The organism is Flavobacterium sp. B167r, assembly GCF_056824315.1.
Genome location: NZ_CP124859.1, coordinates 273,565 through 288,348, shown reverse-complemented (window position 1 = coordinate 288,348; position 14,784 = coordinate 273,565). Strand labels below are relative to the sequence as shown.

Here is a 14,784-nt window from a genome sequence, read left to right as displayed (position 1 = left end):
GATTATGAAGAGATTTCTCATCGTTACAAGTGTTATTCATACGAAAGACGAAAATCGCTATTTTGGATATGGGCCTTATATCAACGAAATGAATATTTGGTTAAAATATGTAAATCAGCTAGATGTTTTAGCTCCTCTAGAAAAGCGAGATGTAACACCTATTGATTTGGCTTATGAGTTTGATAATGTTAATTTTAAAAAGGTTGACAGTTTTAGTTTTACAACTATAAAAAGTAGAGTTCTTTCTTTTTTTATATTACCAATAATATTTTGGCAGATTTTTGAGGCAATGCGTCAAGCAGATCATATTCATTTAAGGTGTCCAGGAAATATTGGTTTAATCGGCTGTATTGTTCAAATTTTTTTTCCATATAAAAACAAAACTGCAAAATATGCAGGAAACTGGGATCCAAAGAGCAATCAGCCTTGGACATATAAATTACAAAAACGTATTTTAAATAATAGTTTTTTGACTAAAAATATGCAAGTTTTGGTATACGGAGAATGGGAAAAACAATCTAAAAATATAAAACCTTTTTTTACCGCTACTTATCATGAATATGAGAAACTAATAGTAGAAAAAAGTAAAATCGATTCAGGCGTAAAATTTGTTTTTGTTGGAAGTCTAGTAACTGGAAAAAATCCACTGTATGCTGTAAAGTTAATTGCAGAATTGATAAAAAAAGGTTATAATGTTACATTAGAAATGTATGGAGAAGGAGTAGAGCGAAATATTATTGAAAAGTATATTCGAATAAACGATTTAGAGAATCATATTTTTTTAAGAGGTAATCAGAATAAAGAAACCGTAAAAGAAGCTTATATAAAAAGTCATTTCGTAATATTGCCATCGATTAGTGAAGGTTGGCCAAAAGCAATTGCCGAAGGGATGTTCTGGGGATGCGTGCCAGTTGGAACAAAAGTTTCTTGCGTTCCTTATATGGTAGATGGTGGTGAAAGGGGGATATTATTGGAAATGGATATCAATAAAGATGTTCAACAACTGGAAAATGTTGTATTAGATGATAAAATTTTTGAAGATAAAAGCGTAAAAGCATTAGATTGGTCAAGAAAATATACTTTGAATGTATTTCAAGAAGAAATTAAAAAGATATTATTGCCAAACATAACAACAGATTGATGAGAATTGTTCAGATAATAGACTCTTTGGAAATAGGTGGAGCGGAAAGAATGGCTGTTAGTTATTCTAATGAGCTATCTCAAAAAATTGAATTTTCTGGTTTGGTTGCAACTCGTCGAGAAGGAAAGCTTTTAAATCAAGTAAATGAAAATGTGAGTTATCTATTTTTGGATAAGAAAAGCAGTTTTGACTTGAAAGCGGTCTTTCGATTAAAAAGTTACATAAAAAAAAATAAAGTAGAAATAATTCACGCACACAGCTCGTCGTTTTTTATTGCTGTTTTAGTGAAATTTATTTATCCTAAAATTAAGATAGTTTGGCATGATCACTTTGGTCCAAGAATAAGTCAATCACAAAAAGAAAATAGAGCTTTAATACTTTTTTCTATATTTTTTACTTCAATTTTTGTCGTAAATAAACAATTAAAAGAATGGAGTATAAAATATATGAATTGTAAAAAAGTTGTTTTTATTCCAAATTTTATTCAAGAAAATCAATCTATTGAAGAAACAACTATTTTAAAAGGGTCAGAAGGAAAACGAATTGTTTTTCTTGCCAATTTAAAAAATCCTAAAAATCATCTTATAGTTTTAGAAGCTTTCTTTGAATTAAAATTATTTGATTTAGGTTGGAGCCTTCATTTAATTGGAAAAGATTACTTTGATTTATATTCGCAAAATCTAAAATCGTTTATAAAAGTTAATAATCTATACGATCATGTACATTTATATGGAGTAAGGAATGATGCTAGTTTTATTTTAAAACAAGCTTCAGTCGGAATTTTGGCTTCAACATTTGAAGGTTTTCCCGTAACATTAATAGAATATGGTAATGCTGAGCTTAGTGTAATTAGTACAAATGTTGGTTTTTCTTCAGAAATAATTAAAAACAAAGAAACAGGATTATTATTTAACCCTCTAAATAAAGAAGAACTTTTAGCACAGCTTAAAGTAATAACCGAAAGTGAAAATCTAAGAAATGACTTAGCCGTTAATTTGAAAAAATTAGTTGTAAGTAATTATCAAGCAGATAAAGTTATTGAAAAAATAATACTAGAATATAGTAAGGTATAAAATGAAGAATACAAAAAGTATTTACCCAATGTTAGTTTTACTACATGCTATAATTGCATTAGTAGTTTTTGTAATTCCATTTTTATCAAAAATTTATGCATTGCTAATTCTAATAGTTGGGATTTATTATGTTTATAAAAACAAAAACAGAAACAACGAAGTACTCTACGTTAGCGCATATTTAGTTGGAGCTGAAGTTCTTCTACGTATGACTGGTGGGAATTTAAACAATGAATATGCTAAGTTTTCTATAGTATTTTTTATGTTGTTTGGCATGATTTATAATAACTTTTCTAAAAATGGGTTGATATACCTCTTATTTTTAATGTTATTAATTCCGGGAATCTTTGTTACTCTAAGTGAAGCAGATTTTAATATAGACGTTAAAAAAGCCTTGATTATTAATCTATCTGGTCCAGTCTGTTTAGGTATATGTGCAATATATATGTTTAAAAGACCTGTTTTATTTGATCAACTTCAAAGGATAATGTTGATGATGGGATATCCAATTATAGCAATAACAGTTTATTTGTTTTTATATACGCCAAGTATTCAGGATGTTGTGACAGGTACTCAATCTAATTTTGAAACGTCGGGAGGATTTGGGCCTAATCAGGTTTCAACAGTTTTAGGGCTAGGAATGTTCATTTTTTTTACTCAATTAGTTTTTTTCTCAAAATCTAAATTAGAAATTATGATTAATGGGGGATTACTAGCTTTTATAAGTTTTAGAGGCGTTGTAACATTTTCCAGAGGAGGTATTATTACCGCTGTGATAATGATAATTTTACTTTTGGCTACCGTATACTACTATTCTAATATGAAAGGTAAAAAGAAGCTAACTATGGTTTTTGTTTTTACAGCTCTGTTAGGAGCGGGGATATGGGGTTATAGTTCGTTTAAAACCAATGGTTTAATTGATAAACGATATGCTAATGAAGATGCTAGAGGTAGAGATAAAAAAGATCGTTTAGGAGGAAGAGAAGAAATCATGGATGCAGATTTTTCTCTTTTTGCAGATGATCCTATTTTAGGAGTAGGTGCTGGAATGGGTAAATCTAAAAGACTTGATAAGATAGGAATTCAAGTTGCAGCACATAATGAAATTACACGTTTACTTGCTGAACATGGTATATTTGGTATTCTAGCTTTTTTAATATTATTAATAACTCCATTTGTAGTTTATATTAACAATAAACAGCATTTATATTTTTTGCCATTTCTAATATTCTGGCTCTTAACCATCAATCATGCAGCAATGAGGACAGCTGCCCCAGCTTTTGTCTATGCATTGTCACTTTTGTTTGTCAGAATTAAAATTCCTGAAGAAACAGAAAATTAATAGGTTAGTTATATTTTTTTGCGATACATTTGCTTTGCCCTATAACCAAATTAAAACCTACAAATGATGTTTTCAAAAAAGAAAATGCATTTCGAAATTTCGGAAAGAAAAGTTCTTCTTTCTTTTTTTGATGCTGCATTTATATTTGCTGCTCTATTTTTGTTGAGCTTGCTTTTCGATTATCAATATTTTGTTTTAGAAGACGAAAAATATCTTAAAATATTTTTGTTAATCGGATATGTTTATGCCTTCGGAACAATTTTCGAAATGTACAATTTACAGACTTCCAGTAATCAATTTCAGATTTTACGAAGTGTTATTCTAACTTCAACTGCAGCGATAACAGTCTATTTGTTTACGCCAATTTTGTCTCCAGAACTTCCTAAACAAAGACTAGTCATCATAATTCTTTATTTTGCCGTCCTAATTTCTTTGTTGCTTTGGAGGTTTTTTTATTGCTATTTTTTAGCATCTCATCGATTTTCTCAAAATGTAGTTTTAATTTGTGACCAAAACGAAGTCGAAGACTTAGTTTTAGGATTGGAAAATGTTGATCCTCATTTTAAAATTATTGGTTTCGTAAACTCCGATTCGATCGCAGAAGAAAACTCCGATTTTCATTATGTGAAAGAAATAAAAAAAGACGATTTAGAACATTTTGTTTCTACTCATAGTGTTTCAGAAATCATTATTGCATCACAAAAAACCGATGGTATCACTGCCGATTTGTACCAACAGTTGCTTCATTTATTAGAAAAGGGAAATATTATTCGAGAATACACTCAGGTTTACGAAAGCAAAACACAGCGAATTCCAGTGCATTATATCGGAAGAGATTTTTATAGATTCTTTCCATTTAGCAGAAGCAATAGTAATAGATTATATTTGTCACTAATCAGATTGTTGGAGTTTTTCTTTTCTTTTTTAGGACTTTTATTCTGTGCTGTATTTATTCCGATAATTTCAATAGGAAATCTCTTTGCAAACAAAGGAAGCCTTTTTTATACTCAAGAAAGAGTGGGGAAAAATGGAGTTGTCTTTAAGATCTATAAGTTTAGAACTATGACTGAGAATTCAGAAACCAATGGTGCTGTTTTTGCGACTCAGAATGATAAAAGAGTTACTCCGTTTGGTAAAATTATGCGAAAGTCAAGAATTGACGAATTGCCTCAGTTTATTAATGTTTTAAAAGGAGATATGGGCGTTATTGGACCAAGACCTGAACGTCCTTTTTTTGTTGAAGAAATCGCAGCCGTAATGCCTTTTTATGAAACGCGTCACGTAATTAAACCAGGACTTACAGGATGGGCTCAAGTAAATTATTCTTACGGAGAATCTATTGATGAAAGTTTGATTAAACTTCAGTATGATTTGTACTATATCAAACACAGAAGCGTTTTTCTGGATTTAAGCATCACTTTCAAAACCATTACAACGGTTTTGTTTTACAGAGGACAATAAATTTTTTAGATTATAATCGGAATTGGTTTTTTGTTACGAATTGCTGTTCGTACTAAAACCACTCCGCTTGTAATGATTAATGGTAAAGTGATAAAGAAATGTGCTTTGTTAATCAAAAATAAAAAGTAAATCACTAAAAATACGAAGTTGATTAGTGAAAATCGATAAGTCCATAATTTGTTTTTGAAAATTGAAAACAAAATTAAAACCAATAAAAGCGGACTGAATAATAGCACATTATAATTCATCGCCAATTCTTGGTGAAAAGAATAAAATCCCATAACGACAAAGAATATTCCAATTAAAGATAAAATCAGAAAATAGATTTTGTCAACCGTTTTATTTCTGGCAAAAATTACAAAAAGTAAAATAAAGAGATAAGTGTAAATATTATTCCAAAAAGATTTAGGTGTTTCTTTTGTAAACTCAAGTAATGTTTTGCTTTTTGCAGCTAGAGGTTTATTTTGGAAAGTGGTTTTGTCTAAACTATTTTTCAGTTCAAAAGGAAGAAAAATTCTTGTTCCCATTTGATCGACTTTTGTTCCAAAAATGATGCTTGTTCCCAATTGATCATAAAAATGACCATCAAAGTAAGGAAATAAAATAGAGCGGTAGGTTTTGTCTGTGTCTTCTGTTTTTGCAATTATATTTCCGCCTAAGGTTTTATTCACTACATCAACAACCATCGATGTACAGTTTTTATCAATGAATTTATAAGTGTAATAACGCTCTTCTGAAGCTAAAACGGCATTTAATCGGTCAAAAAGTTTTTGTTTCAAATCTTGAGAAATCAGCAATTCTTGCTCATAAATGCTTCTTTTCTCATAAGTGTAGTCTTCAAAAAATTCTGGATAAGAATGAACTGTAGCGAAATATTGCAAATCTCCTTTGGCAAACTTTAAAACAAAATTTGGAGTTCTAAAATCGAAAGTTCCGTAATTGTAGACAACGTCAAAATTGTTTCCAGGATCTGAAACTCGAATTCCGGTATGTCCAAAATAAGAATACGTTTCGTTTCCTAGTCCGCAAGTCAAAATACTTATTTTGGCATCTTTCGATAAAGCCAAACTTTGGCTAAAACCAATAAAACTCGATAAGAATAATAAAAGAAAAAGTGCTTTTTTGAACATGACAGTTTTCATGATTTAAAATTTTAAATGTTTTATGGTTTCTAATTATCTAAAGATACCCAAATCTACTTTCAACGAAAAAATATTAGAATATAATGCAGTGCTTTGATTTCCTAAATCGGTTAAAGCATAATCAATTTGTATGCCTTTATATCTAAATCCTAAACCGATATTAGGCTGGAAATTTATTTTTTCGGTATTGTCTAATTGCATCACATTTTGAAAGTTTCCTGCACCAGCGCGTACGAAAACCAAATCAGTGTAGCCAAATTCAAACCCTAGAGCTGGGTCTATACTTAATGCTTTGGTTGAAATAATATCATTTGTCTGCTCAAATCGCATATTTAAATTCGCAGAAGTTACAAGGCTGCATTCGTTATGAAAGTCAAATCTTTTTGAAACTCCCAATTGTGCTTTTGGCAATGTTATTTCTGTGCTTTCTGGCAATTCGTTGTTTTCGCCAGGAATCGCATTGGCGATTTTAGCATATTCTTCTTCATCAATATTCCAAACATTGTAAGTTGTGGTAATGTCACGAAGCATTAAACCAAATTTCCAATCATTTCTTTCAAATTGAAGTCCGATATCAAATCCAAATCCCCACGAATTGGCAAACTTTCCGATTATTCTTCGAATTACTTTTGCATTTACACCATATTGAAATCCTTCAACAGGCAATTTTCTTGCGTAAGAAAAAGTAAAACCATAATCTGCGGTAGAGAACAGGCTAATTCTGTTATAATCGATATTTCCTTGATTATCGATTAATTGTGTAGTATCCATGATGTCGTCTACTCCAAAACGAATCATCGAAATTCCCCAAGCACTTCTGTCATCAATCGGGCTTGCGTAGCCTATGTAATCGTATTGTGCGATATTGGCAAAGTAGCTGGCGTGCATCAACGCAATTTGATGATCTTCAAGATGCGTCAAACCTGCTGGATTCCAGTAGCCTGCAGTTACGTCATTTGTAGAAGCAGTTACGGCGCTTGCCATCCCAAGAGCTGCAGCATCGACTCCAATATTCATAAATTCATTCGAATATTTTCGAGCAGTTTGCGCATACTGAAAAGTGCAACTCCAAAATAATAAAAACACTAAATATTTCTTCAACGTATATATTTTTGCAGATCGAGGCCTGTTTTAATTTTTATCAAAAATATAATATTTTATGCATCTAATAAGTCCCTTTAGTTAAATATTCCGAAAGTCGGACTTAGAAATAAAAAACTCTCTAAAAAACTCGTTTTGCATCCAGTTATTATGTTAAATTTGTTCTCTGCGATTATCAAATTTTAAGCTATGAATATTAAAAAACACATCCCAAACCTAATCACATTAATTAATCTTTTTTGCGGTTGTGTCGCAATTGTCTTTGTTTCGGAAAATAATTATCTAATGGCTTTTTTTATGGTTTGCTTAGGAATCTTCTTTGATTTCTTTGACGGATTTTTTGCCAGATTATTTAAAGTTTCAAGTCCGCTGGGTTTACAGTTAGATTCTTTGGCAGATATGGTTACAAGTGGTGTAGCCCCAGGTTATGTAATGTACAGCATGTTTGCACACGGTGGACATGAATTAGGAACTCATCCTGCAATTCCGTTTTTAGGATTTATTATCACTTTAGGATCTTGCTATCGTTTGGCTAATTTTAATATTGATACTCGTCAGACAGATTCTTTCATCGGATTACCAACTCCAGCAAATACTCTTTTCATTATTAGCTTGCAAATTGTTTTGGACAAGTATGCAGAATCTTCGTTTTTTATCCTTGAATTATTAACAAACCAATGGGTTTTATTAGTGATAACATTATGCAGCGCTTATATTTTAAATGCTGAAATTCCTTTATTCTCTTTAAAAATTAAAAAATTCAGTTTTAAAGAAAATGCACTTCAAATTGTTTTTCTGATTATTTCAGTATTAATGGTTGTTTTGCTTCAGTATATGGCGATTCCATTAATTATTGCTTTTTATGTATTGTTGTCTATTATCAATAATCTATTTCTGAAAAAGTAATTCTGTTTAATGGCAAGAAAAACGACTTATCGTAAAACGTATTCAAGAAAGCCGGCTGGAAGATCATTTCTGACCAGGCTTTTTCGTTCCATTTTATTGGTTTTCTTCGGACTTTTGTTTATTGGAATAATTTATCATTATCGTAAAGGGCTTGCCTATTATTTGGGTTTTAAAACAGAAAAAGTTTTAGATGAAGATGAGGTTGACAAGCATCTTTCTGATGTTAGAAATATTCGTGTTCTCGAAAATCACAAAGGAAAAGTTGTTGGAATTGACGTATCTGAATTTCAAGGAAAAGTTGATTGGGAAGAAGTCGAAATTTTGGATGAAAAATATCCCGTTAAATTTGTCTTCATTCGCGCAACAGCAGGAAATGATCGTGTAGACAGACAATTCAAAAGAAACTGGGAAGGAGCAAAAGAGAATAAAATTATGCGAGGAGCCTATCATTATTATCGTCCCAACGAAAATTCTATTGAGCAGGCCGATCTTTTTATTAAAACAGTGAAATTGCAAAAAGGTGATCTTCCGCCAGTTTTAGACATCGAAAAATTACCTAAAAATCAGCCTTTAGACAGTTTGAAAAAAGGTTTGAAGCGTTGGTTAAATAAAGTAGAAAAACATTATCAAGTTCGCCCAATAATTTATTCAGGAGAAAGATATTATTCAGATTTTTTGAAAGAAGAATTTAGCGAATATCTTTTCTGGATTGCCAATTATAATTTCTATAGAGAAAAAATTGAAGATGATTGGCTATTTTGGCAGTTTACAGAAAAAGCTTCGTTGCCAGGAATCAAACACCGCGTTGATGTCAATATTTACAATGGCGATTTAGAACAATTGCATTTTATTACGGTTGAGTAAGTTTTCAGTCGCAGTTTGCAGTTTTCTGAAACTATTTTGACAGAACTAAAACAACAATTATTATAAATGGCAATAAAAGCATTACAGAATAAGGATTGGCAAAATTTATAGTATAGCCCATCCATTTGATTTTTTTGGGAGGTAGAAGCCTTTTGTCTTTCGGATTATAATAAACTGAATTAAAAAAATACCAGTTCTTCGGATCTTTGTGCCAATTGTCGTAATCTTTCTGAGTTGGTTTTTTCGAATTCATTTTTTAATAGTTTACAGTCGCAGTTGCAGTTATTCAGCATTCACTGAGACTGAAAACTGCGACTGAATACTTAAAATTAAAATTCCAATTTCTTCTTACGAAGCTCGAAGTTTTGTCCAAGGTAAACTCGACGAACCATTTCATCTTCTACCAATTCTTCTGGAACTCCTGCTTTCAGAATTCCTCCCTCGAACATTAAATATGTTTTGTCGGTAATCGCTAATGTCTCCTGAACGTTGTGGTCAGTAATTAAGATTCCGATGTTTTTGTTTTTTAATTGTGCTACAATTCGCTGAATATCCTCAACCGCAACAGGGTCAACTCCCGCGAAAGGCTCATCCAATAAAATAAATTTTGGATCGGTTGCCAAAGCGCGAGCAATTTCAGTACGACGACGTTCTCCTCCAGAAAGTAAATCGCCTCGGTTAGTACGAATGTGCTCTAAACTGAATTCTTCAATTAAGCTTTCCATTTTAGCAATCTGCTCTTCTTTAGAAAGTTTAGTTAATTGCAAAACGCTTAGAATATTGTCTTCAATGCTTAATTTTCTAAATACAGAAGCTTCTTGTGCCAAATAACCAATTCCTTGCTGTGCACGCTTGTACATCGGATAATCGGTAATATTCAAATCGTCAAGAAAAATGTTTCCCTGATTTGGTTTTACCAATCCCACAATCATGTAAAAAGATGTTGTTTTTCCAGCTCCATTTGGCCCTAAAAGTCCCACGATTTCTCCTTGATTTACTTCAACAGAAATCCCTTTTACAACACTACGTCCTTTATAAGTTTTGATTAAATTATCGGCTCTTAGCTTCATTTTTTCAATTAGATAATTAGATAATTAGAAAATGAGATAATTATAGATTAACTCAAATTCAATTTTATAATTTGATTTGAAAGGCAAAATAAATGTAAAATAATCAATCCGATTAATCAATTAACAAATTATTGCATTTTCAAAATTTAGAATTTGTATTTCATAATGAGAAAATTAGAGCATTTTGAGAAATTATCTAATTATCTAATTGACACATTTTCTAATTACTTCGACTCTTCAAGAGCTTCCCAGAATTCGTAAGCTCTTCTTAAATGAGGAATTACAATTGTTCCTCCAACAAGAGTTGCGATTCCCATTGCTTCCATCATTTCTTCTTTAGAAACGCCCTCTTTATAGCTCGTTTCTAAATGGTATTTTACGCAGTCGTCACATCTTAAAACAGTTGATGCAACTAGACCTAAAAGTTCTTTTGTTTTTACATCAAGAGCGCCTTCCGCGTAAGCGTTGGTGTCAAGATTAAAAATTCGCTTTACAATTTTGTTATTGTCAGCCAATAATTTTTCGTTCATTTTAGAACGATAGTCGTTAAATTCTTGAATTATATCAGACATTTTCTTTTAATTTATTTTTATAAACAATCTTTGAAATAAGAATACTGACTTCGTAGATAATTAACATCGGAATTGCAACAATAGTCTGACTTACAACGTCTGGCGGAGTTACAATTGCAGCGATAATTAAAATGATTACTACAGCATATTTCCAGTATTTTCTCAAGAATTCAGGGGTTACTAAGCCTAATTTCGTTAAGAAATAAATCGCAATTGGAAGTTCAAAAAAGATTGCGCTTCCGAGAATACTTGTTTTTACCATTCCCATATACGATTCTAATGTAAATTGGTTTTTTACCACATCACTGATAGAGAACGTAGCAACGAAGTTTACGGACATCGGAATTACTACAAAATATCCAAATAATACTCCTAAAAAGAAAAGTAATGAAGAAACGAAGATGAATAATTTTGCGTTTTTTCGTTCTTTCTCATAAAGTGCAGGACTGATAAATTTCCAAATTTCCCATAAGATATAAGGAAAACTCAAGATGAAACCTGCAAGTAGACACATCCAAACAAAGATGTTAACCTGGCCTTCCATTTCGGTATTCTGAATAATAAAATTCAGTTCTGTAATACAAATGCTGTCTGCAAATCCCAATGAATGTGATAAGTCGCAAAACCAAACATAGGTAAAGAACGTTGGTCTAATCGGACCTAAAATAATTTGATCAAATAAATAATCACTAATAAAATAAGTAACAAATGCCATGATGCATGTTGCAAGTGTACTTCTAACTAATAACCATCTTAGTTCTTCAAGATGATCCAAAAATGACATTTCGCCAAGATTTTTTTTTGCCATTATACGATTCCTTCTTTTAAAATGTCATGTAAATGTAAAACGCCTTTGTATGTTCCTTCGTCAGAAACAATCAACTGTGTAATAGAGTAATCTTCTAAAATATTCAAAGCATCAACTGCCATTGCTTCAGACGAAACCATTTTTGGGTTTTTCGTCATAATGTCTCTGGCTGTTAAGTCTGCAATAGAATCTCTATCGTTTAACATTCGTCTAATATCTCCATCGGTAATAATTCCGATTATTTTATCATTTTCAACAACTGCAGTAACACCAAGTCTTTTCTCAGAGATTTCAAAAATAACTTTTTTGACAGATGTTTCGGGGTTTACGGTTGGTTTTAGTGAGTTTTCAATCATATCTTTCACACGAAGCAATAGTTTTTTTCCTAAAGCGCCGCCTGGATGATAAACTGCAAAATCTTCTGGTTTAAAATCGCGCATTTCCATTAAGCAAACAGCAAGAGCATCTCCCATAACAAGTTGTGCTGTAGTGCTGTTTGTTGGAGCCAGATTTATAGGACAAGCTTCTACATCTACAGTAGTGTTCAAAACATAATCAGAACCTTTTGCTAAAAAAGAAGTGATGTTTCCTGTTATTCCAATCAAAGTATTTCCGAATCTTTTTAATAGAGGAACAAGGACTTTAATTTCTGGACTATTCCCGCTTTTAGAAATACAGATAATGATGTCATCGTTTTGAATCATTCCTAAATCACCGTGAATTGCTTCTGCTGCATGCAAAAACATAGAAGGAGTTCCGGTTGAGTTAAAAGTAGCTACCATCTTTTGTGCAATGATGGCACTTTTCCCAATACCTGTTACGATCAAACGACCTTTAGTTTTGTATATGCATTGGACAGTTTCGTAAAAATTTTCGTCCAAAAAATCAATTAGTTTTGTAATTGCTTCACTTTCAGAGAGTATTGTTTTCTTGGCAATCGCCAATATATTTTCTTTTGTGATCAAAACAGAATATTTAAAATTTGTATGTATAAAAGAAAGTTGTATCTTTATGTGTTGCAAATTTATACAAAATACAGTTAATATAGAGAATGAATTCAAATGAAATTGAAATACATAAAGAATTAAAGAAGTATTTCGGCTTTAGCCAATTTAAAGGCTTGCAGGAGCAAGTCATTACGAGTATTTTATACGGAAAGAATACATTCGTGATTATGCCTACCGGTGGTGGAAAATCTCTGTGTTATCAATTACCGGCTTTAATTCAAGAAGGAACAGCAATAGTTGTTTCCCCTTTAATTGCTTTGATGAAAAATCAGGTTGATGCAATTCGAAGTCTTTCGTCTGAAAATGGAATTGCACATGTATTAAATTCCTCTCTAACTAAAACAGAAATTGCTCAGGTCAAGAAAGACATCACTTCTGGATTGACCAAACTTTTGTACGTCGCCCCCGAATCATTAACAAAAGAAGAATATGTGACTTTTTTACAAAGTGTCCCAATTTCTTTTGTTGCCATTGATGAAGCGCACTGTATCTCAGAATGGGGACATGATTTTAGGCCGGAGTACAGAAATCTGAGAAATATAATAAAGCAGTTGGGTAAAGTGCCAATTATTGGTCTTACCGCAACCGCAACCCCAAAAGTTCAGGAAGATATCCTGAAAAATCTTGATATGGTTGATGCGGATACTTTTAAAGCATCATTCAACAGGCCGAACTTGTATTATGAAGTTCGCACAAAAACGAAAAACATCGAGTCGGATATTATTCGATTTATCAAACAGCATAAAGGCAAATCTGGAATTATTTACTGCTTAAGCCGTAAAAAAGTAGAATCGATTGCCGAAGTTCTGCAAGTAAACGGAATTAGCGCTGTTCCTTACCATGCAGGTTTGGATGCCAAAACCCGCGCCAAACATCAGGATATGTTCTTGATGGAAGACGTAGATGTAGTGGTGGCAACAATTGCATTCGGGATGGGAATTGACAAACCAGACGTTCGTTTTGTAATTCACCACGATATTCCAAAATCACTTGAAAGTTATTACCAGGAAACGGGGCGTGCAGGACGTGACGGCGGAGAAGGACATTGTTTGGCTTATTACTCCTATAAAGATGTAGAAAAGCTGGAGAAATTTATGTCAGGAAAACCAGTTGCTGAACAAGAAATTGGTTTCGCACTTTTACAGGAAGTTGTGGCTTATGCCGAAACCTCGATGTCTCGCAGGAAATTCTTGCTGCATTATTTTGGTGAAGAATTTGACGGTGAAAATGGTGAAGGCGCCGACATGGATGACAATGTGCGTAATCCAAAACATAAAGTGGAAGCCAAAGAACAAGTGGTTAAACTTCTTGAAGTTGTTCGCGATACCAAACATATTTACAAATCAAAAGAAATTGTATTTACTTTAATTGGGCGAATTAATGCTGTAATTAAAGCACATAAAACCGATACGCAACCGTATTTTGGTTCTGGATCAGGCCATGACGAAAAATACTGGATGGCATTGTTAAGACAAGTTCTGGTTACAGGATATTTGTCTAAAGATATTGAAACCTACGGTGTTATTAAAATCACTCAAGAAGGGTTGGATTTTATAAAAAGTCCAGTTTCATTCATGATGTCTGAAGATCATGAGTACACAGAATCAGATGACGAAACTATTGTAACAGGCGGTAAATCGTCTGGAACTGCAGACGAAGTTTTAACAGGAATGCTTCGTGAACTTCGTAAAAAAGTAGCTAAAAAACTTGGAGTTCCTCCATTCGTAGTTTTCCAAGATCCTTCAATTGAGGATATGGCGCTTAAATATCCTATTACAATTGCTGAATTATATAACATTCATGGTGTAGGTGAAGGAAAAGCTAAAAAATACGGAAGTGAATTTGTGGCTTTAATCAGTCGTTATGTTGAAGACAATGATATTATTCGTCCAGACGATTTAGTAGTAAAATCTACTGGAGTAAACTCTGCAAATAAATTATACATTATCCAAAATATTGATAGAAAGCTTTCATTAAATGATATCGCTTCCGCGAAAGGACTTTCGATGGATGCTTTGATTAAAGAAATGGAGCAAATTGTATATTCAGGTACAAAATTAAATATCAAATATTGGATCGATGATATGCTTGACGACGATCAGCAGGAAGAAATTCACGATTATTTCATGGAATCAGAGTCAGATAAAATCGAAGATGCCTTAAAAGAATTTGACGGCGATTACGATATTGACGAATTACGTTTAATGCGTATTAAGTTTATTAGCGAAGTAGCGAACTAAAAAGTTTACAGTCTCGGTTTACAGTCTCAGTTGTGGAACTGTAAACTGTGACCGAAA

At 32.3% G+C, this 14,784-nt stretch carries 14 protein-coding genes; 7 read left to right on the top strand and 7 right to left on the bottom strand.

Annotation, left to right across the window (positions count from 1 at the left end; all coding sequences use genetic code 11):
• Window positions 1–4 precede the first annotated feature (4 nt).
• From QLQ96_RS01380 to QLQ96_RS01365, 4 genes are all read left to right on the top strand, one after another.
• The gene (locus QLQ96_RS01380; protein ID WP_482494062.1) at window positions 5–1,141 is read left to right on the top strand and encodes a glycosyltransferase; all 1,137 of its coding nucleotides are present in this window, start codon (window positions 5–7) and stop codon (window positions 1,139–1,141) included.
• Entirely contained in the window at window positions 1,141–2,214 is a 1,074-nt protein-coding gene (locus QLQ96_RS01375; protein WP_482494060.1) for a glycosyltransferase, read from the top strand. Before QLQ96_RS01380 ends, QLQ96_RS01375 begins: the two co-directional genes overlap by 1 nt.
• A gap of 1 nt (window position 2,215) precedes the next feature.
• Complete coding sequence (locus QLQ96_RS01370; RefSeq protein ID WP_482494058.1) at window positions 2,216–3,556, top strand: O-antigen ligase family protein; 1,341 nt, start codon at window positions 2,216–2,218, stop codon at window positions 3,554–3,556.
• A gap of 66 nt (window positions 3,557–3,622) precedes the next feature.
• Window positions 3,623–5,017, top strand: a complete 1,395-nt coding sequence (locus QLQ96_RS01365; RefSeq protein ID WP_482496901.1) for an exopolysaccharide biosynthesis polyprenyl glycosylphosphotransferase — start codon at window positions 3,623–3,625, stop codon at window positions 5,015–5,017.
• Window positions 5,018–5,022: 5 nt separating this feature from the next.
• On the opposite strand, the gene QLQ96_RS01360 is transcribed toward QLQ96_RS01365, so the two are convergent.
• Entirely contained in the window at window positions 5,023–6,159 is a 1,137-nt protein-coding gene (locus QLQ96_RS01360; protein WP_482494056.1) for a lipoprotein N-acyltransferase Lnb domain-containing protein, read from the bottom strand.
• 33 nt (window positions 6,160–6,192) lie between these two features.
• The gene (locus QLQ96_RS01355; RefSeq protein WP_482494055.1) at window positions 6,193–7,260 is read right to left on the bottom strand and encodes a putative type IX sorting system protein PorV2; all 1,068 of its coding nucleotides are present in this window, start codon (window positions 7,258–7,260) and stop codon (window positions 6,193–6,195) included.
• A 189-nt stretch (window positions 7,261–7,449) separates the two neighbouring features.
• Here QLQ96_RS01355 and QLQ96_RS01350 point away from each other — a divergent pair, with 189 nt between their 5' ends.
• Together QLQ96_RS01350 and QLQ96_RS01345 are read left to right on the top strand one after the other, a co-directional pair.
• Window positions 7,450–8,166: a CDP-alcohol phosphatidyltransferase family protein gene (locus tag QLQ96_RS01350; protein ID WP_482494053.1), complete on the top strand. Its 717-nt coding sequence runs from the start codon at window positions 7,450–7,452 to the stop codon at window positions 8,164–8,166.
• Window positions 8,167–8,175: 9 nt separating this feature from the next.
• Complete coding sequence (locus tag QLQ96_RS01345; RefSeq protein WP_482494051.1) at window positions 8,176–9,030, top strand: glycoside hydrolase family 25 protein; 855 nt, start codon at window positions 8,176–8,178, stop codon at window positions 9,028–9,030.
• Between the two features lie 31 nt (window positions 9,031–9,061).
• Here QLQ96_RS01345 and QLQ96_RS01340 read toward each other — a convergent pair whose 3' ends face one another.
• From QLQ96_RS01340 to QLQ96_RS01320, 5 genes are all read right to left on the bottom strand, one after another.
• Window positions 9,062–9,283, bottom strand: coding sequence for a DUF5808 domain-containing protein (locus QLQ96_RS01340; protein WP_482494050.1), 222 nt, complete (start codon window positions 9,281–9,283; stop codon window positions 9,062–9,064).
• 76 nt (window positions 9,284–9,359) lie between these two features.
• On the bottom strand, window positions 9,360–10,100 hold the full coding sequence (gene lptB / locus QLQ96_RS01335; protein WP_111379889.1) for an LPS export ABC transporter ATP-binding protein: 741 nt from the start codon (window positions 10,098–10,100) through the stop codon (window positions 9,360–9,362).
• A gap of 224 nt (window positions 10,101–10,324) precedes the next feature.
• Window positions 10,325–10,672 (bottom strand): carboxymuconolactone decarboxylase family protein, encoded by a 348-nt coding sequence (locus tag QLQ96_RS01330; protein ID WP_482494047.1) that lies wholly within the window; start codon window positions 10,670–10,672, stop codon window positions 10,325–10,327.
• Window positions 10,665–11,480, bottom strand: a complete 816-nt coding sequence (gene tatC, locus QLQ96_RS01325) for a twin-arginine translocase subunit TatC (RefSeq protein ID WP_482494043.1) — start codon at window positions 11,478–11,480, stop codon at window positions 10,665–10,667. Before tatC ends, QLQ96_RS01330 begins: the two co-directional genes overlap by 8 nt.
• The gene (locus tag QLQ96_RS01320; protein WP_482494041.1) at window positions 11,480–12,445 is read right to left on the bottom strand and encodes a KpsF/GutQ family sugar-phosphate isomerase; all 966 of its coding nucleotides are present in this window, start codon (window positions 12,443–12,445) and stop codon (window positions 11,480–11,482) included. Before QLQ96_RS01320 ends, tatC begins: the two co-directional genes overlap by 1 nt.
• Before the next feature lie 86 nt (window positions 12,446–12,531).
• On the opposite strand from QLQ96_RS01320, the gene QLQ96_RS01315 reads away from it, so the two are divergent.
• Window positions 12,532–14,727 carry a RecQ family ATP-dependent DNA helicase gene (locus QLQ96_RS01315; protein ID WP_482494039.1) on the top strand — a complete coding sequence of 732 codons (2,196 nt, stop codon included), beginning with the start codon at window positions 12,532–12,534 and terminating at the stop codon, window positions 14,725–14,727.
• Window positions 14,728–14,784: the final 57 nt, after the last annotated feature.

Coding starts and splice junctions, on each gene's coding strand:
- QLQ96_RS01380 (WP_482494062.1), top strand. CDS start 5: ATGAAGAGATTTCTCATCGTTACAAGTGTTATTCATACGAAAGACGAA.
- QLQ96_RS01375 (WP_482494060.1), top strand. CDS start 1,141: ATGAGAATTGTTCAGATAATAGACTCTTTGGAAATAGGTGGAGCGGAA.
- QLQ96_RS01370 (WP_482494058.1), top strand. CDS start 2,216: ATGAAGAATACAAAAAGTATTTACCCAATGTTAGTTTTACTACATGCT.
- QLQ96_RS01365 (WP_482496901.1), top strand. CDS start 3,623: ATGTTTTCAAAAAAGAAAATGCATTTCGAAATTTCGGAAAGAAAAGTT.
- QLQ96_RS01360 (WP_482494056.1), bottom strand. CDS start 6,159: ATGAAAACTGTCATGTTCAAAAAAGCACTTTTTCTTTTATTATTCTTA.
- QLQ96_RS01350 (WP_482494053.1), top strand. CDS start 7,450: ATGAATATTAAAAAACACATCCCAAACCTAATCACATTAATTAATCTT.
- QLQ96_RS01345 (WP_482494051.1), top strand. CDS start 8,176: ATGGCAAGAAAAACGACTTATCGTAAAACGTATTCAAGAAAGCCGGCT.
- QLQ96_RS01340 (WP_482494050.1), bottom strand. CDS start 9,283: ATGAATTCGAAAAAACCAACTCAGAAAGATTACGACAATTGGCACAAA.
- lptB (WP_111379889.1), bottom strand. CDS start 10,100: ATGAAGCTAAGAGCCGATAATTTAATCAAAACTTATAAAGGACGTAGT.
- QLQ96_RS01330 (WP_482494047.1), bottom strand. CDS start 10,672: ATGTCTGATATAATTCAAGAATTTAACGACTATCGTTCTAAAATGAAC.
- tatC (WP_482494043.1), bottom strand. CDS start 11,480: ATGGCAAAAAAAAATCTTGGCGAAATGTCATTTTTGGATCATCTTGAA.
- QLQ96_RS01315 (WP_482494039.1), top strand. CDS start 12,532: ATGAATTCAAATGAAATTGAAATACATAAAGAATTAAAGAAGTATTTC.